This window comes from bacterium, from assembly GCA_019912885.1.
In the GTDB taxonomy this organism is placed as follows: Bacteria; Lernaellota; Lernaellaia; order JACKCT01; family JACKCT01; genus JAIOHV01.
In genome coordinates, this window is the sequence record JAIOHV010000184.1 from 14,496 (window position 1) to 34,188 (window position 19,693).

The 19,693-nt window shown below is 64.6% G+C and carries 16 protein-coding genes and 1 tRNA gene; 9 read left to right on the forward strand and 8 right to left on the reverse strand.

Annotated elements, in window-relative coordinates; genetic code table 11:
* Positions 1 to 46: 46 nt before the first annotated feature.
* The 4 genes from K8I61_16080 (at position 47) to K8I61_16095 (ending at position 5,101) form a co-directional block, all read left to right on the forward strand.
* Positions 47 to 1,018 carry a peptidoglycan DD-metalloendopeptidase family protein gene (locus K8I61_16080; GenBank protein MBZ0273558.1) on the forward strand — a complete coding sequence of 324 codons (972 nt, stop codon included), beginning with the start codon at positions 47 to 49 and terminating at the stop codon, positions 1,016 to 1,018.
* A 78-nt stretch (positions 1,019 to 1,096) separates the two neighbouring features.
* Positions 1,097 to 3,814: a preprotein translocase subunit SecA gene (gene secA / locus K8I61_16085; protein ID MBZ0273559.1), complete on the forward strand. Its 2,718-nt coding sequence runs from the start codon at positions 1,097 to 1,099 to the stop codon at positions 3,812 to 3,814.
* A gap of 326 nt (positions 3,815 to 4,140) precedes the next feature.
* The gene (locus K8I61_16090) at positions 4,141 to 4,683 is read left to right on the forward strand and encodes a VOC family protein (GenBank protein MBZ0273560.1); all 543 of its coding nucleotides are present in this window, start codon (positions 4,141 to 4,143) and stop codon (positions 4,681 to 4,683) included.
* Between the two features lie 67 nt (positions 4,684 to 4,750).
* Complete coding sequence (locus K8I61_16095) at positions 4,751 to 5,101, forward strand: four helix bundle protein (protein MBZ0273561.1); 351 nt, start codon at positions 4,751 to 4,753, stop codon at positions 5,099 to 5,101.
* A gap of 46 nt (positions 5,102 to 5,147) precedes the next feature.
* Here the strand turns inward: K8I61_16095 and K8I61_16100 are convergent, their stop codons facing one another.
* Positions 5,148 to 6,530 (reverse strand): hypothetical protein, encoded by a 1,383-nt coding sequence (locus K8I61_16100; GenBank protein MBZ0273562.1) that lies wholly within the window; start codon positions 6,528 to 6,530, stop codon positions 5,148 to 5,150.
* Positions 6,531 to 6,671: 141 nt separating this feature from the next.
* Here K8I61_16100 and K8I61_16105 point away from each other — a divergent pair, with 141 nt between their 5' ends.
* A complete protein-coding gene (locus K8I61_16105) occupies positions 6,672 to 7,199 on the forward strand; it encodes a hypothetical protein (GenBank protein ID MBZ0273563.1) in 528 nt (175 codons plus the stop codon).
* A 102-nt stretch (positions 7,200 to 7,301) separates the two neighbouring features.
* Here K8I61_16105 and K8I61_16110 read toward each other — a convergent pair whose 3' ends face one another.
* The 7 genes from K8I61_16110 to K8I61_16140 all read right to left on the reverse strand — a co-directional run bounded on the left by K8I61_16110 (position 7,302) and on the right by K8I61_16140 (position 16,640).
* Positions 7,302 to 9,770 (reverse strand): putative metal-binding motif-containing protein, encoded by a 2,469-nt coding sequence (locus tag K8I61_16110; GenBank protein MBZ0273564.1) that lies wholly within the window; start codon positions 9,768 to 9,770, stop codon positions 7,302 to 7,304.
* Between the two features lie 299 nt (positions 9,771 to 10,069).
* Entirely contained in the window at positions 10,070 to 11,233 is a 1,164-nt protein-coding gene (rodA, locus tag K8I61_16115) for a rod shape-determining protein RodA (GenBank protein ID MBZ0273565.1), read from the reverse strand.
* Positions 11,233 to 13,062: a penicillin-binding protein 2 gene (mrdA, locus tag K8I61_16120; GenBank protein MBZ0273566.1), complete on the reverse strand. Its 1,830-nt coding sequence runs from the start codon at positions 13,060 to 13,062 to the stop codon at positions 11,233 to 11,235. Before mrdA ends, rodA begins: the two co-directional genes overlap by 1 nt.
* A 47-nt stretch (positions 13,063 to 13,109) precedes the next feature.
* Entirely contained in the window at positions 13,110 to 13,628 is a 519-nt protein-coding gene (mreD, locus tag K8I61_16125) for a rod shape-determining protein MreD (protein MBZ0273567.1), read from the reverse strand.
* Between the two features lie 37 nt (positions 13,629 to 13,665).
* The gene (mreC, locus tag K8I61_16130) at positions 13,666 to 14,517 is read right to left on the reverse strand and encodes a rod shape-determining protein MreC (GenBank protein MBZ0273568.1); all 852 of its coding nucleotides are present in this window, start codon (positions 14,515 to 14,517) and stop codon (positions 13,666 to 13,668) included.
* Positions 14,518 to 14,570: 53 nt separating this feature from the next.
* Positions 14,571 to 15,584 (reverse strand): rod shape-determining protein, encoded by a 1,014-nt coding sequence (locus K8I61_16135; protein ID MBZ0273569.1) that lies wholly within the window; start codon positions 15,582 to 15,584, stop codon positions 14,571 to 14,573.
* Between the two features lie 174 nt (positions 15,585 to 15,758).
* Positions 15,759 to 16,640, reverse strand: a complete 882-nt coding sequence (locus K8I61_16140; protein ID MBZ0273570.1) for a hypothetical protein — start codon at positions 16,638 to 16,640, stop codon at positions 15,759 to 15,761.
* Between the two features lie 198 nt (positions 16,641 to 16,838).
* On the opposite strand from K8I61_16140, the gene K8I61_16145 reads away from it, so the two are divergent.
* The 4 genes from K8I61_16145 to K8I61_16160 all read left to right on the forward strand — a co-directional run bounded on the left by K8I61_16145 (position 16,839) and on the right by K8I61_16160 (position 19,624).
* A complete protein-coding gene (locus K8I61_16145) occupies positions 16,839 to 17,225 on the forward strand; it encodes a hypothetical protein (protein MBZ0273571.1) in 387 nt (128 codons plus the stop codon).
* Between the two features lie 237 nt (positions 17,226 to 17,462).
* Positions 17,463 to 18,854 (forward strand): 30S ribosomal protein S12 methylthiotransferase RimO, encoded by a 1,392-nt coding sequence (rimO, locus tag K8I61_16150; GenBank protein ID MBZ0273572.1) that lies wholly within the window; start codon positions 17,463 to 17,465, stop codon positions 18,852 to 18,854.
* Positions 18,855 to 18,973: 119 nt separating this feature from the next.
* Positions 18,974 to 19,462, forward strand: a complete 489-nt coding sequence (tadA, locus tag K8I61_16155) for a tRNA adenosine(34) deaminase TadA (GenBank protein MBZ0273573.1) — start codon at positions 18,974 to 18,976, stop codon at positions 19,460 to 19,462.
* Between the two features lie 75 nt (positions 19,463 to 19,537).
* Positions 19,538 to 19,624: transfer RNA gene (locus K8I61_16160), tRNA-Ser, on the forward strand.
* Positions 19,625 to 19,693 lie beyond the last annotated feature (69 nt).

Below are 19,693 nucleotides of genomic sequence, written 5' to 3' on the forward strand. Positions count from 1 at the left end.
CATTTGGCCGATCGTGCCCATATTGTCCATCGGGTTCCATTCACGCATGAGCAAAAAGCCCAACGATCGCCTGACCATCCTGATCCTCCCGCAGGGCGAGGGTGCGCCCCGGCGTCTTGAGATCCGGCGTTCGACGATCACGCGCGTGGCGATGGCCGCGGGTCTTGCGGCGCTCGGTTTCGGCGTCGGCGTGCTGGATTACGTCAGTGCGCGCATGGAGCTGGCTGTCGCCGAGCGCCAGACGGGCGATCTGAAAAAGCAGGTGCGCCGCGAGCGCCAGGGCGTGGAAGAGCGCCAGCGCCAACTCGCCGTACTGCGTGACGAGGTCATGAAACTGCGCCGCGCCGTCACCGCGACGGCCGGCCTCGAGCGAGACATCCGCCGCGAGCAGGGCATCGCCGCTTACGGCGAGCCGCTGATCGCCACCGGCGGCGTGGACGCGAAACTCCCGCTTGACGACAGCTTCGAGACGCACGACATCGTGCGGATGCGACAGGCGATGGCGGCGATCGCCCGGGACAGCGAGGAAAATTTCGCGGGCCTGACGAAGCTTCGCCGCTATTTCCGGAGCCGGCGCGGTGAGATTGCTGATCGCCCGTCGATGTGGCCGGTGCGCGGATGGGTGACCAGCGAGTTCGGCGTGCGCTCCAGCCCGTTCACGGGCGAGATCGGAATGCACGAAGGGCTCGATATCGCCGCGCCGATCGGCACCGTCATCAATGCACCGGCCGCCGGACGCGCGATTTTCGTCGGCCATCATCCGGGATTCGGCAACTACATCGTCGTCGATCACGGCGGCGGCGTCACGACGCATTACGGGCATCTGGCGCAGACGCTGGCGACCGAAGGCGCGCCCGTCGAGCGCGGCACGCCGCTTGGCCTTGTCGGAAGCACGGGCCGGTCCACGGGCCCGCACCTGCACTACGAGGTGCGCGTCATGGATATCCCCGTCAACCCGCACGGATACCTGCCGGCGTACCTCGCCGAAATCGCGCCCGCGAGTCCGCAAGGCCCGTAGCCGTCCGTCGCGGATCGCGGCGCGCACTCCGTTCGACAACCCAAAACCCGACGCGACCTCAACGAGGCGGATTCGACCATGGCTTCCATCATTTCCTCGATCTTCGGCACGAAAAACGATCGCGAGATCAAGCGGCTCCGCAAGATCGCCGAGCAGATCGGCACGCTCGAGCCGGATATCCAGTCCCTTTCCGACGAGCGGCTTCAAAAAAAGACGGACGAGTTTCGCGAGCGCCTGACCCGGGGCGAAACCGTCGAGGACATCCTGCCCGAGGCGTTCGCCGTCGTGCGCGAGGCGGCCAAACGCGCGCTCGGCATGCGGCCGTTCGACGTGCAGCTCATCGGCGGCCTCGTCCTGCACGAGGGCCGGATCGCCGAGATGAAAACCGGCGAGGGCAAGACGCTTGTCGCCACGCTGCCCGTCTATCTCAACGCGCTGACCGGCGAGGGCGTGCACGTCGTGACGGTCAACGACTACCTCGCCCGCCGCGACGCGGAGTGGATGGGGCGCGTTTACCGCTTTCTCGGGCTCACCGTCGGCACGATCTATCACGGTCTTTCCGACGTGGAGCGGCGCGAGGCGTACGCGTGCGACGTCACTTACGCCACCAACAACGAGCTGGGATTCGACTATCTGCGCGACAACATGAAGCTGAATCCCACGTCGTTCGTGCAGCGCGGATTCCATTTCGCCGTGGTGGACGAGGTCGATTCGATTCTGGTGGACGAAGCGCGCACGCCGCTCATCATCTCCGGCGCGACGGAGGATTCGACCGACAAATATTACGTCATCGACCGCGTCATCCCGCGCCTTGGCAAGGACGAGGATTACACCGTCGACGAGAAGCACCGCTCCTCGATTCTCACCGAGTCCGGAGTCGAGCGCGTGCAAAGCGCGCTCGGCGTCGAGAACATCTACGACCCGGACCAGATCGAGACGCTTCACCACGTGCAGCAGGCGCTGAAGGCGCACACGCTTTTCGCGCGCGACAAGGATTACGTGGTCAAGGACGGCGAGGTCATCATCGTCGACGAGTTCACCGGCCGTCTCATGCCCGGTCGGCGCTACTCCGACGGCCTGCACCAGGCGCTGGAGGCGAAGGAGGGCGTCACGATCGAGAACGAAACGCAGACCCTCGCCTCGATCACGTTCCAGAATTTCTTCCGCATGTACGACAAGCTCTCGGGCATGACCGGCACGGCGGACACGGAGGCGGTGGAGTTCAAGAAAATCTACGACCTGGATGTCGTTGTCGTTCCGACGCACATGCCGATGATCCGCGAGGACGAGGCGGACACGATCTACCGCAGCGCCAAGGAGAAATTCAACGCGGTGGTGCGTCACATCAAGGAGACGAACGAAAAGGGTCAGCCGATGCTCGTCGGCACCATCAGCATCGAGAAAAACGAGATGCTCTCCCTGATGCTCAAACGCGCGGGGGTGCCCCACGAAATTCTGAACGCCAAGAACCACGGGCGCGAGGCGGAGATCGTCGCGCAGGCGGGGCGCAAGGGCGCGGTGACGCTGGCGACGAACATGGCCGGCCGCGGCACGGACATCGTGCTTGGCGGCAACGCGAAGTTCATGGCGATCAGCCAGTGGCGCAAGGATCACGACGACGGCGCGGTCCTCGACGAGGATTCCGGCGAGTACAAGGCGATCCTGGCGGAGAAGAAAAAGCTCTGCGACGCCGAACGCGAAGAGGTGCTGAAACTCGGCGGGCTTTACGTGATCGGCACGGAGCGCCATGAGTCGCGCCGAATCGACAACCAGCTTCGCGGCCGTTCCGGGCGCCAGGGGGATCCGGGCGCGTCGGTGTTTTATCTGGCGCTCGACGACGACCTGATGCGCATCTTCGGCTCCGAGCGCATGGACAGCATGCTCGCGCGCCTCGGCGTGAAGGAAGACGAGCCGATCTTCCACCCGTGGATCAGCAAGGCGATCGAAAACGCGCAAAAGAAGGTCGAGGGCCACAATTTCGACATCCGCAAGCGCCTTCTCGAATACGACGACGTCATGAACAAACAGCGCGAGGTCGTATATGAGCAGCGCCGGCGCGTATTGACCGGCGAGGATCTCGCCGAGGAGTATCTCGGCGCGATCGAGGACATCGCGTCAGGCCAGGTGGCGGAGTTCATCGACGAGAAGACATATCCCGAGGAATGGCCGTGGGAGGAATTGCGCGAGGTGTTCCGCTCGCGCTTTGGCGCGGAGCTTCCGGCCTACGACGAGGAGGCGCGCCTTGGCATGACGCCCGAGGCCGTGCGCGAGGATGCCATCGCCGCGGTAAAGGCGGCCTACCAGGCCAAGGAAAGGGAAGTCGGCGAGACGATCATGCGCGACGCGGAGCGCTTCTTCCTGTTGACGACGATCGACGTCAACTGGAAGGACCATCTGCTCAATATGGACCATCTGCGCGACGGCATCGGGCTGCGCGGTTATGGCCAGATCAATCCGCTGCTCGCGTACAAGAAGGAAGGTTTCGACATGTTCGAGGATATGGGCAACCGCATCCGCGAACAGGCGCTCGAAAAGATTTTGCGCTTCGAGGTGAAAGAGCCGGACGAACAAATGTTTCAGCGGCGGCGGCGCGCGCCGGCCCGGCCTCTCAGTTACGGGCGCGAGGCGCTGGTACGGCAGCAAGCGCGCGAAGCGACGCCGGAAAAATCCAAGGGCGTCACCGTGCGGCGCGCGGCGGCGAAGGTTGGCCCGAACGATCCGTGCCCGTGCGGCTCCGGGAAAAAGTACAAGAAATGCTGCCGCGACAAGGACAAGGCCGCGGGCCTCGCGGTGTGACGGAGAAGGCTGGGACGCTGGAAGGCTGGAAGGCTGAAAGGCTGAAACGCTCGAAGGCCATCGCAATGGGCGCGCGGATCTGCGTTCGCGCAGTCCATTTTGTCCATCCTGTCCATCAAGTCCATCGTGTCCATCGGGCACGCGCGGGGTCACGGCGTTCGCTTTTTTCGTGCGAGGACGCGCCGCCGTGATCTTGCGATGACCTTTCAGCCGTTCGGACTTCCAGACTTCCAGACTGTGCGACTTCCAGCTTTCCAATCCATCCGCCGCCGGGTGACGCGCGCGCGCGCCCTTCCTATAATGCGCCGCAAGGAGGCTTCCCCCCTATGGCGGTGACCGGTGTCGACCACGCGGCGCTGACGGTGTCGGATCTCGCGCGCAGCGTCGAGTTCTATCGCGGCGCGTTCGGGCTTCGCCTTCTGCGTTCCGAGACGCTCGATCCGCGCATCGTGCATCGGGTTTTCGGCCTCGCGGGCGTGGAGGTCGTGCGCGCGGACCTGCGCGCGGGGCGCACCGGGCGGTTGACGCTCTATTGGTTCGCCTCCGGCGGCAAGGACCCGATCCGCGACGATTTCGACCGCCTCGGGATTCAGTTCGTCGCGCTTAGCGTGGACGATCTGGACGACGCGCTCGGCCGCGTGGCGCATCTTGGCGGCGAGGTTCTCACGGAGCCGGCGAGCGATCGGCCCGGCCACCGCGCTGCGTTCGTTCGCGATCCCGACGGCGCGATCTTGCAACTTCTGGAAACGCCATTTTCGCTTTCGCCCGTGGGACGCATCTATGCGCGCGGACGCCGGCTCGTGGAGCGCCTCAGCCAGCCGGCGATGGCGGGCACGGCGGTGTCGCGAAAGGCGCACCCACGTCAGTGACGAATTACGAGTGTCGAGTGTCGAGTGTCGAACGGGCGAGCGACTAGAAATTTCAAGGACGTGGTCCATGAAACACGACAATCTCCGCGAGCGAACATCGGCGATGGCGTTGCGCATCGTTCGCCTTGCCGAATCACTCCCGAAGTCCCGCTCGGCGGATGTCATGGCCCGGCAACTATTGCGTTCGGGTACGTCGGTGGCGGCGAACTATCGCGCGGCATGCCGCGCGAAATCGAAGAACGATTTCATTTTCAAGTTGGGCATCGTCGAGGAAGAGTGTGACGAATCGCTGTTCTGGATGGAACTCTTGATAAAAAGTGGTTTCGTTAAAGACGAACGAATTGCGGACCTGGTGAACGAGACATCGGAGATACTAAAGATTGTCGTCACTTCCCGAAAAACAGCGAAGTCACGCTGAGGCTTGTTGCGACGACCACTCGTCACTCGACACTCGGAATTCGACACTAGGGCAGCGTCTGATCCAGCGCCAATAGAACGTCGAGCAGAAGCTGCTTGATTCCGTCGTAGCCGGGGTCGGCGTAGAAGTCGCCGATGTCGATGCGCGTGATGGCCCAGTCGGGAATGACTGGCGGCAGGCCGAAGTAGCGCAGAATCGGGTTGAGGTCCGCGAGCGGGAACGGATTGTCGTTCGCCGGATCGACGTCCTTGGCGGTGTCGTCCCAGAAGGCGTCGCGCAGGTCGCGCGACATCTCGACCAGTCCCTCGAACAGAAGCATCTCGTCGTCGGACAACGCGCCGTATGACGGCAACACGAACGGTTCGCCGTCGTCCCATGTGAACGATCCGTTGGCGTCGAAATACGACAACACGTCGTCCTCGGGGTTGTCGGTCTCCACGCGGATCGCGTCGGCCATCGCCGCAAACGCGCCGAAGCCGTCGCCGAGCGTCAGGCCGGCGAGCTGAAAGTCCGGAACATTCGCCGGCGGCAGCGTCAGGAAATCCGGAAAGGCGTCGTTGGTCAGCATATCGATCAGAAGGTCGACGATGGCGCCGAGTTTCTCGTCGTCGGGCAGGCCGCTGTCGAGAATGTCCATGATGACAAAGACTGCGGACACGTCGGTGTCGAGCGATATCGCGGTCAGGTGGCGGAACACGCCGGAGAACAGCGCCGCGAACGCATGCGCCGCGTGCAGCTCGCCGGAGTCGAACTGCGTCGAAAGCGTGGCGACATGCTCGAAGTGCAGGAAGATCGGGATGCCGTCGTGCGTGAATTGCGGATCGCCAAGCGCGAGCGCGATGCCGGCATAATCGGCAAGCTCCGCCGCGCGATCGACGACCAGGCCGTCGGCGACGATCTGCAGCACGGTGTCGAGCAGATTGTCTTCCTCGGCCGCGACCGGGCCGCCGTAATCGAGCACGGACAGCACGTAGTCGTAGATGATGCCGAACACGTCGAATTCGTGAACGGCGTTCGACATCACCACGCCGAAGCTCGTCTCGGGGTGCGCCGGGTCAAGGGCGTACGCGGCGAGAAAGTCGAGACGCGCCTTGTCGCCCTCGCCGATGGAAAGCCAGTCCTTGCCGGAGGCGATCAGGCTCTCGACGGTGGGATCGCTCGTGTCGTCGTCGGCGTCGTCGTCGTCATCGTCGTCCGCGTCGTCGTCGAACTCAAAATCGTCGTCGTCGTCGTCGTCATCGTTATCGTCGTCGTCGCTATCGTCGTCGGATGGGCCCGTGCCGTCCGTGTCGTCATCCGTCCCGGTGTCGTCGTCGATGGGCGCGCCGCCGCCGTCGTCATCGTCGTCGCCGCAGCCGCATCCCGCGGCAAGAAGCGACAGGGCGGCGAGAAGCGCGAGAAGCGGCACGGATCGAAAGGATTTGGGCATCAAGGCGCATTCTACTGGTTTGAGCGCGCCGCGAAAGGGGTTTCGCGTCGATTTCCGTCCGCGGGCGGGACCGGGCAAATTATCGAAAAGTCCGCGAAGACCGGTTGTCGCCGTACCGGCGCTTACCTAGAATATCCCCCGATGCTTCCATCCATTCGACATTTCACGGCCAGGTTTGTGCGCCTTGTTCTCGTGCTTGCGCTTGCCGCTGCCGTATTTGCGATTGCGTCGTGCGAGGAGGAAGGCGAGGGCGAACCGGAGGACGAGAGCCTTGCCGTCTGCCGCGGCAACGAGCGACCGCAAATCGTGAAACTCTGGATCATCAAGAAGATCGGCGACGAGATTCACGCCTTTCCGCCGGGCTCGGTGTTTGAGGTCAACGAGACGATCGGCATCGGCATGGACTATCGCGACGACGACTGCAACCTCGCCGGCGGCAAGATTTTCGCCGCGGTCGATCCGCAGGCCATCGACGATTACAAGCCCGCCGCGTACATCCCCAGCATCGTCGCCTGCCAAGGCGCGGTGTCGGAGGATCCCGACCAGTTCATTCTGGGGTTCAACATCCGCCTGACCGAAGGCGAGCACCGCGTGTTCGTCGGTCTCGAGGATGTGTGCGGCGCGCGCACGGAAGGCGCCGATTCCGTGCTGTTGACGATTGTGCCCTGAAGCCGTTGGCTTTCAGCGATCAGCAATCAGCTTTCAGCTGTTCACGGTTGGCGGCTGACAACTGACGGCTGACGGCCGACGGCTGACCGCTGACCGCTCCCCTCAGCACCCGCAGCCGCACGCGGCCTCGTCGCCGGGCGCGGCGATACCGCTGCCATCCGCGCTTGTCGCCGCGTCGGTCACGTCGTCGTCCGCGTCCGTGTCGTCATCGGCTGCGTCGTCATCGGTCGCATCGTCGTCGGATGCGTCATCATCCGTCGCGTCGTCATCCGACGTGTCGTCGTCCGCCGCGTCGTCGTCCGATCCATCGTCATCCGCGACATCGTCGTCCGCCGCGTCGTCGTCGCCCGTGTCATCGTCGTCGTCATCGCCCGACGGGCAACCCTCGTCGATCTGGCCGTCGCCGTCGTTGTCGACCGAGTCGCAAAGCTCCGGCGCGCCGTCGTAAATATCCGAACGAAGGTCGTTGGGATCGTCGCCGCCCGCGCAGGAATCGTGCAGGTGCCCGTCGCCGTCGAAATCGCGGCACGGGTCCGGCGACGCCGAGACGATGTCCTTGTCCCACAGATCGTAGAACGCGATCACGGGAAAGCCGTCCGCGTCCACGGCAAGCGCGACGCGGTCCACCGAGCGCGCGTCAACCTCCACGTTGGTCGTGCGCCATCCGGCCACGTCGCGAAACGCGAAACGCACGCTTTGCCCCACGGTGCGGAAGGCGACAACCGGGTGGCCGTTGCGGCCCGGGACCATCGTGACCGGCCCCGCGAACGCGCCGGCGACGACCGGTTGCGCGGACACGTCGGCGTCGTCGAGCGCGTAACCGCGTATACCGAAACCCGTCTCGTTCGCCGCGACGTGAAAGCGCCCGGCGGCGTCAAAAGCCGCGCCCGGCGCGTCAAACCACCCGGCCGCAAGATCGTACACGGTCCAGGACGCGCCCGTGTGCGCGGCGACGCGCAGCGTCGGCGGATTGGTCGCCGGATCGACGTAGGCGACCCAGGGGTAGCCGTTCGCGTCGATCGCGACGGCGATATCCTTTTTCAGGTTCACACCCGCCTCGGCGATGAGGCCCTTGCCCTCGGAAAATCCGTATTCGATCGCGCCCAGGTCGGCGAGGCCGCAGGTGTAAGCGTACACGATCCAGTCCGCGTCCGGACCGATGGCCGACTTCACGAACGGCCCGTTGCCGGCGCAGCTCGTCTTGAAAACCTCCGTCACGTCGAGCGGATCGTCGGGCATGCCCTTCTGGCGCAGCACGCGACGCGAGCCGAGCGCCGGCACGGAGGTATGCGCAATGAGCAGTTCGCCGTCCGCGCGCGACGCGATATGCACGTCGCCGGAGCCGCCGAGAAAATCGAAGATCTCGCGCTCCGTCACCGCGTCGCCGTCATCGAGCGCGAGCATCAGGCGCTCGTATCCGTCCGGCGCGGACACGGCGACGTATGCCGCGGCGACGCGCCCATCGGGCAACACGTCGATGGACGGATTGCGCCCCGCCGCGCGGCCCGTGTCGATGATCGTTTCGTTGCCCTGAAACAGCACCGTCAGGCGATGCGCCTTTTCCGCCTCGACGACGCGCACGATGATGCGCTCGCCGTTTTCGTCGTACGCCAGCACCCCGGCGGGCGTGCGCCCGGGCGCGGAAAACAGCGCGTCGTACCACTGGTCGGAATAAAGCCGCAGGCGCGTCGTCAGCGCGCTGTGGTAGAGAACGCGCGGTGCGCCGTCGAGAAGCGCCAGGTCGATCGGCGCTTGCGCGGGCGTGTCGTCAAAGCGCGTTTGCGTGAAGCCGGACGGGCCGGATTGCGCGTGGACGAGATCGTCGCCGTCGAGATACGCGACGTGATCCGCGACCGCGAATTCGCTGACGGCATCGAGCGCGCCAACGCCGTTTGACGCAATGCCGACAAGCTCCGGCGACAGGAAGTTTCCGGCGACCTTGCGTCGAAGCTGCACGCCCGCGGCGTCGCCATACGCGACGGCGAGGTAGCCGCTCTTTTCGATGAAAAGGCGCGCGAACGGGCCCGCGCCCGCCGCGATCGTCGTCGCCCCGCTAAACGCAAGGCCGCTTGCCGCCGCGTGGTACAAAATCGCGGACGAGCCGCCGTCGAAATACGCGACGTGCAGCCCCGCCGCGTCGGACGCGATGGAAACGTCGCCCGTGGGATCGACGGCGGAAGCGACGGTCGCCACCGTGATGGCGGATTCGTCCACGAGCGCCACGCGAATCTCGTCGCGTACCGCGTATGCGATCGCGAGAGCGCCGTCGCCCGTCGCCGCGATGGCGACCGCGCCGGTCGCGCCGGAGGTCTCGTCCACGGTGACGATTTCGACATCGGACGCCGATATCGAGGCGAGATAAACCGCGTCGCCGGCGTACGCGACGAAAAGCGTGCCGCCACTGGTGACCGACGCGCCGCAAGGCCGCCACGACCAGAAATAGGGCTCGTCGGAAATCGCCCGCATCGACCAGACGTTTGGCGCCGCCGCGAGGGCGACCCACGCCGAAAACACCGCCGCCGCGGCGATGGCAAGCGAAAAGAAAATCCGTTGAATCCGCGCAGAACGCATACGTCCGCTCCCAACGATGGTTGTCCGGACGTATTCCCTTTCAATTTTTCGGCCAATTTTCTTGGCCGAGTGGTACTACGATAAAACGAAGCGATATCAATTAGTTGCGCAGTTGACTTCAAATCGGCCAGCGCAGGGAATGACGGCGTTTTGACGCGTGGGCGGGCGGATTTTGCCGCTCGCGCCGATCCTGGGAACGCCGAACACCAGTTCGGCATCGGATGTTTTTTATGCCGAACTAGTGTTCGGCGTTCCCAGGGAATCGCAGGCCGAGCTGGCGCCCGGCGGACCCAAGGCAGCTACTCAAACACATACCTCCTCCCATTGATATTCAGCAGCATCGTCACGACGCACAGCATGACGAACACGGACGTTCGGCCGTAGGAGAAGAACGGGAGGATGACGCCGACGACGGGCAGGAGGTTCAGGACCATGCCGACGTTGATGATGACGTGCCAGAAGAGGATCGAGACGAGGCCGAACGCGGCGATGGAGCCGAAGCGGTCCTTGGAGGACGCGGCGACGTTCACGCCCCAGATGACGAGCGTGAAAAACAGGGCGAGTACAATGAGGCAGCCGAGGAAACCCCATTCCTCCGCGACAACGGAGAAGATGAAATCGGTGTGCGTTTCGGGGAGGAATTGCAGCTTGGTTTGCGAGCCATCGAGGAACCCCTTGCCGAACATCTTGCCGCTGCCGACGGCGATGAGCGACTGGCGGATGTGGTAGCCCGTGCCGAGCGGATCGGCCTCGGGGTTGAACAGCGTCAGGATGCGCGCGCGCTGGTAGTCGTGGAACACGAAAAACCACAGGACGGGCAGGGCGAGCACGCCGGACACGAACGCGCCGACGAGCGATTTTTTGCGCACGCCGACAAACAGGCAGATCGCGGCGAAGATCGCCAGATGCAAGACGGCCGTGCCGAGATCGGGCTCAAGCAGGATGAGGACCGTCGGGACGAGCGTGATGCCAAGCGGCGGAAGCAGATCGACAAGGCGATAGCCCGACACGCGCGGCGTGTTCGCGAAGTAGTGCGCGAGCGCCAGCACGAGGGTGATCTTCGATAGCTCCGACGGCTGGAACGTGAACGAGCCGATTCCGAGCCAGCGCGACGCGCCTTTCACCTCCTGCCCGACAAGGAGCGTCAGGGCCAGAAGAAGCGCATTGACCGCGAAGATCGAATACGCCGCCGCGGAATAGACGTGGTAGTCGATGAGGTACACGAAGAACATCATCGCGGCGCAGACGGCGACCCAGCGAAGTTGCGTCGCGAAGAGAGCCTCCTTGCCGGGAAGGCCCATGACCGCGGAGTAGAGCGTCATCAATCCCATGCCGACGAGGATGGCGACGACCGCGGCGATGGCGAAATCGAATCGCCCGCGCACGCCCCGTCCGACGCGCGCGCTGTAAGCCTGGCCCGCGAGGCGATACGGCGAGCGCGGCTTGGCGGCGAGAAGCCCCATCAATGCGCCGCGGCGACGGTCGTCGCGGGTTCGTCCACGTCGCGCGCGTCGGGCATGTCGCGCGTTTCGAAATAGCGCTCGAGCACCGCCTTGACGACAGGCGCCGCGTACACGCCGCCGTGGCCGCTGTGCTCGGCGATGACCGACACCACAAGCTCCGGGTCTTCCGCCGGCGCGTAACCCACGAACCACGCGTGGTCGCGCGCCTCGTAAGGCAGAAGGCTCCAGTGCGTGCGCGCTTTCATGTTGCGGACCTGCGCGGTGCCGGTCTTTCCGGCGACGCGCACCTTTTTCATTTTCGCGCGTTTGCCCGTGCCGCCCCAGTCGTTGACGACGCCCGCGAGCGCGTCCTGCACCGCGCGGATATTGCGTTCCTTGAAGTTGAGCTGGCGCATGACGACGGGATCCTGCATCTGGAGCGGCTCGCCGTAGGGATCCTCGACGTAGTTCACGACGCGCGGAGCAAAGACGGTGCCGCCGTTGGCGATCGCGGCGTAGGCGACGGCCATTTGCAGCGGCGTCGTGAGCACGGAGCCCTGGCCGATGCCCGCGGACAGCGTGTCGCCGGGATACCATTCGACATTGTGCACGCGCTTTTTCCACGCGCGCGTCGGGACGAGGCCGGTCTTTTCGCCGACGATGTCGATGCCCACGGGCACGCCGAGGCCCAGGCGATTGGCCATCTCCGCGATGGTGTCGATGCCGACCTGATACGCCATGCGATAAAAATACACGTCGCAGGAGTGGACGATGCCGTATTGCAGATTGACGAAGCCGTGGCCTTTTTCGTTGTGGCACCGGAATCGTCTCCCGCCGAACTTCCACCACCCCTGACAGTAGGCAACGTCCCAGGGCGTCATGACGCCGTTTTCGAGCGCCGCGAGCGCGGTGACGACCTTGAAGGTCGAGCCGGGCGGGTACATGCCGCGCAGGAACTTGTTGGCGAGCGGTTTTTTCGGATCATTGAGCAACCCCTGCCACGTCTCGCGCGAGATGGGGCTCGAGAACAGATCCGGCGCGAATCCCGGTGTGGAGAGCGCGGCGCGCACCGCGCCGTTTCGCGGATCGATCGCAACGATCGCGCCGGCGCGGCCTTCCATCGCCTCGGCCGCGGCCTTCATGAGGTCGGCGTCGATGTTCAGCACGAGATCGCGCCCGGGCAGGCCCTTTTCGACCTCCAGTTCGCGGATCGCGGCACCGCGCGCGTTCACCTCCACGCGGTGCCGGCCGTACACGCCGGCCAGGTATTCCTCGTAGCCTTCCTCCACGCCCGTCTTGCCGACAAGGTCGCCGGGGCGATAGTCGGCGTAGCGCGGCAGGTCCAGGCGGTCCTGATCGATCTCGTCCGTGTAGCCAAGCACGTGGCCGGCGACGACATCCGGCGGATAGACGCGCGTCGTCTCGACCTCGATATCGAGAGGATACTTCGGCCCGTAGGCCATCGCCTGCGTCTTGATGCGGGCGACCTCCGCGCGGTCGATGTCGGCCTTGATCTTGATCGGCTGGCGGTTGTGGCCGGTCTCAAGGCGTCGTCGCGCGACCTCGAAATCGACGCCGAGCTCCTCGCACATCGCCTGCAAAAACGGCACGCGCTCGTCCGCGGGCAGCATTTCGGGGTGATAGAAAACATTATAGCTCGGCCGGTTTTCGGCGAGGATGCGGTGGCGCCGGTCGTAGATGATGCCGCGCGCGGCGGGGATGCGGATCTCGCGGATCTGCTGGCGGACGGATTTCGCCTCGAGCGCGTCGCCCTGGATCACCTGCAGGTACCATAGGCGCGAAAGCAGCACGACAAACCCGATGATGATCGCGATGAGAAACCCGGTCATCGGCCGGCTTGGGCTGTCCGCGAAATCGGTCGCTTCCCACATGCGCGTTACCAGGGTTGCAGCGTCAGCGCGGGTTCGTGCCGGTCGCGGCTTGTCCGCTCGTCCAGGCCGGCGAGCAGGTGGAAAAGCGGAAGCCCCGCCGCGAGATTCAGCGCCGTCATCGTCAGGAACGCGGCGAAAAGACCGCCGGGCGCCTCGCCCCACTCGAAAAGCAGCACGAACGCGCGCCGGCCGAACACGAGCGCGGCGGACATCAGCACGATGGCGATCGTCTGATAGGGAATGCTGCGCAGGTAGAAATACTTTCCGCCTTCGGAAATCGCATAGGCCATGACGACGAGAATCACCGCGTGCATGCCCGGCATGATGCCGCCAAGCGCGTCAAGCGCAAGCCCGAACAAAAACGCGAACACCAGCGCCCGGCCCGCGCGGCCGGAGATGGCGATAAACGTCACGGCGAGCGCGGCCAGCGCGGGCGCCGTTTCGGCGATCGGCCAGCGCACGCGCCAGAGGTTTTCCAGCACGAGAAGCACGACGCCGGCGACGAGGAAGAGAAGCGCCTGCATCAGAGGCCGCCTGCGGTTCGCGCGACAGAACAACCGCTCATCGCACGGTCTCCGCGAGTTCCGGCGGCGGGGCGGGTATGCCGGGCGCGATGAGGATTTCCTCGATGTCCGCGAAATTGACCGCGGGCGTGATCTCGACGTTCTGGAACATGTCGTTGGATTCGTTGTCGATCGACGTCACGGCGCCGATGACAAAGCCGGACGGGAAAACGCCGCCGACGCCGGAGCTGACGACCGAATCGCCGATTTCGACCGAGTCCGTCCGTTGCACGAATTCCATGACGCACGTCGCGGCGCCCCGGCCGCGCACGAGGCCCGACGCGCGGGTCGATTGCGCCACCGCGTCCACGACGGACGTTCCGTCAACGATCAGCAGGATCTTCGCGGCGCGCGCCGTCGCCTCGGTGACGTGGCCGACAAGGCCGTTCGGCGTGTAGGCGATCATGTTGCGTTCGACGCCGTCGTTGCGGCCCTTGTTGACGATCGCGGTGCGAAATTCTTGCGAAACGTTGCGGGCGATGACCTTGGCGACGATCGCCTCCTTCGCCCGCTCCTCGCGGAACGCGACGAGGGTGCGCAGGCGGTCGTTCTCGCGCTCGGCCTCGCGCAGCCGGGCGACCTCGAGCGTCAGCTCCTCGACGCGGTCGCGCAGGAGCTTGTTTTCGCGGCCCGCGCCGAAGATGAAGACGTATTCCTCGAGATAATCGGCAACGCGCTCGATCGGCCAGGCGATCGCGGCGTGCACGGGGGTGTAGACGTCAAGGATGATGCGGCCAATCTGGCCGGTGTCCTCGCCCTTGTCGAGCGAGGACGTGGCCAGGTGCAAGCCAAGCAGCACCAGCAGAACGGCCAGCAGAAAGGCCCGGTGTTGGGAAAGAAAACCCCGCATCGCGTCCGTTTCGGGCGAATCGCCCGGGCGCGACGCCCAAGGCGTCGCGCGCCCTAAGTCTGTAGCGCGACCTGCCGCAGCAGGTCGATTTCCTCGAGCATCTTGCCGGCGCCGAGCACGACGGCCGACAGCGGATCGTCGCAGATCGTGATGGGCAGCCCCGTCTCCTCGCGCAGCAACACGTCCACATGACGCAAAAGCGCGCCGCCGCCGGCGAGCACGATGCCCTTGTCGACGATGTCGCTAGCGAGCTCGGGCGGCGTGCGCTCGAGCGCCTGCCGCACGGCCTGCACGATGGCGTTGATCGGCTCGATCATCGAGTCGCGGATCTCGTCGGAGTTGATCTCGATCGTCCGCGGGACGCCCGCGACCATGTCGCGCCCCTTGACCTCCATCGTCATCAGTTCGTCGGTGTGATACGCCGTGCCGATCGTCAGCTTGATGCGCTCGGCCGTGCCTTCGCCGATGAAGAGATTATACTTCCTTTTCAGGTACTGGATGATCGCCTCGTCCATCTTGTCGCCGGCCACGCGCACCGACTGGCTAAGCACGATGCCGGCCAGCGAAATGACCGCGACCTCCGTCGTGCCGCCGCCGATATCGACGATCATGTTGCCGGAGGGTTCGGTGATCGGCAGGCCCGCGCCGATCGCCGCGGCCATCGGCTCCTCGACGAGATAAACCTCGCGGGCGCCGGCGCTCATCGCCGATTCCTTCACCGCGCGCTTTTCGACCTCGGTGATGCCGTAGGGCACGGAGATGATGATGCGCGGGCGGACGAGGGTCTTGCGGTTGTGCGCCTTGCGGATGAAGTAGCGCAGCATCTCGCGCGTCACCTCGAAATCCGCGATGACGCCCTCGCGCATGGGGCGGATGGCGACGATGTGGCCGGGCGTGCGTCCGACCATCATTTTCGCTTCTTTCCCGACCGAAAGGACGCGCTTCATCCCGCGGTAATCCTTCGTCACGGCGACGACGGACGGCTCGGAAAAGGCGATGCCGCGCCCTTTCAGAAAGACGAGCGTGTTGGCCGTTCCCAGGTCGATGGCCATGTCCTGGGAGAACATCCCGATGAACGAGTCGAAAAGCATGAGCCCCGGTGCGCGCGCGTGGAAAAACGGACGGGTTTATATACACGCCGGCCGGTGCGCTCGCAAGGGGCCGGGGCTTGTCCTGGGGCCGCACGAAAAAAAACGGAGCCCCGTCGCCGGAGCCCCGTCTTTTCTTTTCAGGCGTTGCTGTCAGCGCGTCAGGATTTCCTTGAGCTGCGGCGCGAAACCCGCGAACGCGAACGAGCTGGCGCTTTCCATCTTCACGAATCCATACTGGGGGTGAATGTAGAAAATCGCCGTGATGTTCGAGTCCGGGTAGGCGTCGAACGTTTCGAAACTGTCCACCTGCAATTTGACGCACCCGTCCACGGTGCCGAAAGGCACGTCAACGCTGGCGTCCAGATCGAGCGTCGTCGTCGTCAACTCCATCGTGTAGGCCGTCGTGTCGCCAAAGATCGTCCAGGTGCCGGATCCCTCGTCCACCTGCGGATCGTTCAGCGTGGCGCTTCCGAGGATATACGGCGGATCGGTCATGTCGAATTCGCCGTCGGGTTCCGTGTCTCCTCCGCCGCCTTTTACCTGATTCGTCCAGTAGACCTCGCCTCGGCGGAAGCCGATCTGGAATGGCGTCGAAAAATCGAACCAGCCGCGAAGGCCGACCTTGTCCGCCCCGCCAAAGTTGCCCATATCGATGCGCGTGAACGGCTCGGTTTCGATCATCTCCTCACCGATCACCGTGGCGGTAAAATCATAGGTGTTGCCGAGGTACTCGAAGACCTCATAGACAGCGGACCATCCGTCCGGCGGCGGGAACCAGTCGTCGGCCACATCGTCGTCCGCGTCGTCGTCATCCGCGTCGTCGTCATCCGCGTCATCGTCGTCCGCGTCGTCGTCGTCCGCGTCGTCATCGTCCGCGTCGTCGTCGTCGCCGGCATCGTCGTCGTCATCGTCATCGCCCGCGTCGTCGTCATCGTCATCGTCATCGTCATCGTCATCGCCGCACCCGCAACCGCCGGCCAGGGCAACGGCGAAAGCCAGAAGGAAGACCAGAAAGAACCGATGCTCCAGCATGGAAATCTCCCATTCGGGGGGCGGTCGGCCGGGAAGAGTCTCCGGTCGACCGTCCAGGTTCAAGTTGAAAGGCGCCAAACCCTATCACTTTTCGCGGCTTTCGTGCGAAAAAAGTGAATCGAAGGTAAGGTACGCCTGCATGCCGATACTGTGGCGTTTTCAAACCCGTTTCGATCGGCTAAAGAGAACGTAACCTTGATGACAATCGACACCATCTTCCTGTCGCTCGTCGTGCGCGCCGCCGAGGCGACGGACACGGGCTTTTTCGCCAGGAACCTCGCGGGGCTCGAGGCGGCGTGGGCGGCGAAAAACGTCCTGGCGATCATGACCAATCCCTTCGTCCTTGCCGCGACGGCGCTGATGGTCGCGTTCGGGATGTGGGTGCGTTCGTCGAAGGTCATCACGCTGGCCCTGGCTTTTTGGGGATACGCGCTGAGCTACCACTACAGTTGGGGCACGCACACCGAATCGATCAGCACGCTCGGCGACTTCGAGTTCAACGAACTGGTACCGATCGTCGTTTTTACGTTCGGTTTCCTGGCGTCCTCGATCGCGATCATTTATTTCGTGTTTTACAAAGATTAGCCGCCCGCGGACCTATTCCCGTTCCTGATCCGGTTTCAATGGACAAAATGGACAGGATGGGCCGAATGGACGCGTAGGCACGGCCGCGAATATTCGGCATCCGCCGTGTCCTCCGTGTTTTCATCGTGTTTTCCGTGTACCGCATAAAACAAACCCGGCCTTGCATACGCCGGCGGCATTTCCGATAATTCACGGCCTTTTTTCGCGGGCGATTTCCACGCCCGCGCGGGAACCATCATGGCTATGGATATCGCCGACAACGGCAACCCGGCCGCGCCGGGGGCGCGCGGGAGCGTGCGCATCGTGGCGCTCGGGTGCGCGAAAAACCTTGTGGATACGGAACGCGTCGCCGGCAATTTCGCCCGCGAAGGGTGGCGGCTCGTGTCCGACGGTCCCGCGGACGCGGTCGTGGTGACGACTTGCGGCTTCATCGGCCCGTCGGCGCAGCAGTCCGTCGACACGCTGCTCGAGGAGATCGAAGCGAAAAAGCGCGGCGAGACGCGCATGGTCGTCGCGGCGGGCTGCCTGCCGGATCGCTACCGCGAGGAGCTCGTCGGCGAGATGGACGAGCTCGACCTGATCGTCGGCGTGCGCGAGATGACCGGGCTGCCGCAAATGGTCCGCACGTGGTTCACGGACCGCACGCGGCGCTGGGAGTTCAGTTCGCGCGCGCTCAACGAGCCGGTCGCCGGAGAGCGCCTCATCGCGGGTCCGCCTTGGCGCTCGTACCTCAAGATTTCCGACGGGTGCGACAATGGCTGTACGTTCTGCGTCATCCCGCGCATCCGCGGCGCGCACCGTTCCGTGTCGATCGACGACCTGGTCGCCGAGGCGGACTATCTGGCCGAAAACGGTTCCGTGGAGTTGTCGCTCGTCGCGCAGGATCTGACCTCCTACGGGCTTGATATCTACGGCGAAAAGCGGCTGCCGGAGCTGTTGCGGCGCCTTGCGGCCGTGGACGGCATCCGCTGGATTCGCCTGCTCTACGCGCATCCCGCGCATCTGGACGACGCGATGATCGAGGCGATGGCGGAGATTCCGGCGGTCGTGCCGTACATCGACATCCCGTTTCAGCACATCAGCGATCCGATGCTGGCGACGATGAACCGGCACCTCGACCGCGCGGGGCACGAGCGTCTGCTGGCGAAGCTGCGCGTCGCGATGCCGGATATCGCGATCCGCACGACGTTCATCGTCGGCTCGCCGCGCGAAACCGAAGCGGATTTCGAGGAACTGATGGATTTCGTGCGGGAGCAGCGCTTCGACAACCTGGGCGTGTTTCCGTACAGCCGCGAGGAGAATACGCCGGCGTATCGCTTCGACGGGCAGGTGGACGAGGAAATCGCGAACGAGCGCATGGACCGGCTGATGACGCTGCAGCAGGGCATCTCGCGCGAAATCCTCGCGTCGCGGCGCGGCTTAACGCTGCCGGTGATTGTCGAGGAAGAGCTCGCCGCGACGGGCGACGACCGCTACACGCACGTCGGGCGCACCATCGCCCAGGCGCCGGAGATCGACGGCGTGACGTATCTCCACGCGCCGGAGGGTACGGACATCCGCCTTGGCGATATTGTCCCGGCGAAGGTCGAGGACTCGACCGAATATGATCTGTTTGCCGCAATCGTTTGACCGAATTGCGAACGAAATCGCATACCGCCTCTTGCGACGGCATTCCCCATTCGCAATTCGCAATTCCACATTCCTCCTTGACCCATCGGATGCCCGTTGCTAGAAATCCCCGCGCGATGATGGCCGACGATACCGCGGCGCGCGATACGCGCATGATGCGCGCGGCGATCGAGGCCGCGAAGGCGTCGCTTGCGCTTGACGAGGTGCCGATCGGGTGCGTCATCGCGGCCGGCGACGAGGTTATCGCGACGGCGCATAACCGGCGCGAAACGGATCGCGATCCGCTGGCGCACGCCGAACTTTTGGCTATCCGCGAGGCGGCGAGGGCGACCGGCGCGTGGCGGCTGTCGGGGCTCACGCTGTATGTCACGCTCGAGCCGTGCGTGATGTGCGCCGGGGCGATCGTGCTCTCACGGATCGACCGCGTGGTGTACGGCGCGACGGACGCGAAGGCGGGTGCGGTGACGAGCTTGTATGATATTCTGGCCGATCCGCGGCTGAACCATCGCCCGGAGGTAACGGGCGGCGTGCTGGCCGAGGAGTGCGGCGAGTTGTTGACGGAATTTTTTCGCGCGAAACGCGACAGGACGTCGGAGCCGCGACCGTAAGGGAGCGGGTGGCAACGCCCTGACTTGAAAATCGAACGGCGCACGCGGCGCGCGCGCCCGCGAGCCGAAGACCACGGAGAGATGGCAGAGTGGTCGATTGCGGCGGCCTCGAAAGCCGTTGTACGGTTTACCGTACCGGGGGTTCGAATCCCTCTCTCTCCGATTTTTTATTTGCCGAACTGGGGTTCGGCGCTCCCAGGAGAAACGAATGCCGAACTGGGGTTCGGCGTT

Coding starts and splice junctions, on each gene's coding strand:
- K8I61_16095 (MBZ0273561.1), top strand. CDS start 4,751: ATGAAACACGACAATCTCCGCGAGCGAACATCGGCGATGGCGTTGCGC.
- K8I61_16080 (MBZ0273558.1), top strand. CDS start 47: ATGAGCAAAAAGCCCAACGATCGCCTGACCATCCTGATCCTCCCGCAG.
- K8I61_16105 (MBZ0273563.1), top strand. CDS start 6,672: ATGCTTCCATCCATTCGACATTTCACGGCCAGGTTTGTGCGCCTTGTT.
- K8I61_16100 (MBZ0273562.1), bottom strand. CDS start 6,530: ATGCCCAAATCCTTTCGATCCGTGCCGCTTCTCGCGCTTCTCGCCGCC.
- K8I61_16090 (MBZ0273560.1), top strand. CDS start 4,141: ATGGCGGTGACCGGTGTCGACCACGCGGCGCTGACGGTGTCGGATCTC.
- tadA (MBZ0273573.1), top strand. CDS start 18,974: ATGGCCGACGATACCGCGGCGCGCGATACGCGCATGATGCGCGCGGCG.
- secA (MBZ0273559.1), top strand. CDS start 1,097: ATGGCTTCCATCATTTCCTCGATCTTCGGCACGAAAAACGATCGCGAG.
- K8I61_16110 (MBZ0273564.1), bottom strand. CDS start 9,770: ATGCGTTCTGCGCGGATTCAACGGATTTTCTTTTCGCTTGCCATCGCC.
- rodA (MBZ0273565.1), bottom strand. CDS start 11,233: ATGGGGCTTCTCGCCGCCAAGCCGCGCTCGCCGTATCGCCTCGCGGGC.
- mrdA (MBZ0273566.1), bottom strand. CDS start 13,062: ATGACCGGGTTTCTCATCGCGATCATCATCGGGTTTGTCGTGCTGCTT.
- K8I61_16135 (MBZ0273569.1), bottom strand. CDS start 15,584: ATGTTCTCCCAGGACATGGCCATCGACCTGGGAACGGCCAACACGCTC.
- K8I61_16145 (MBZ0273571.1), top strand. CDS start 16,839: ATGACAATCGACACCATCTTCCTGTCGCTCGTCGTGCGCGCCGCCGAG.
- mreD (MBZ0273567.1), bottom strand. CDS start 13,628: ATGCAGGCGCTTCTCTTCCTCGTCGCCGGCGTCGTGCTTCTCGTGCTG.
- K8I61_16140 (MBZ0273570.1), bottom strand. CDS start 16,640: ATGCTGGAGCATCGGTTCTTTCTGGTCTTCCTTCTGGCTTTCGCCGTT.
- rimO (MBZ0273572.1), top strand. CDS start 17,463: ATGGCTATGGATATCGCCGACAACGGCAACCCGGCCGCGCCGGGGGCG.
- mreC (MBZ0273568.1), bottom strand. CDS start 14,517: ATGCGGGGTTTTCTTTCCCAACACCGGGCCTTTCTGCTGGCCGTTCTG.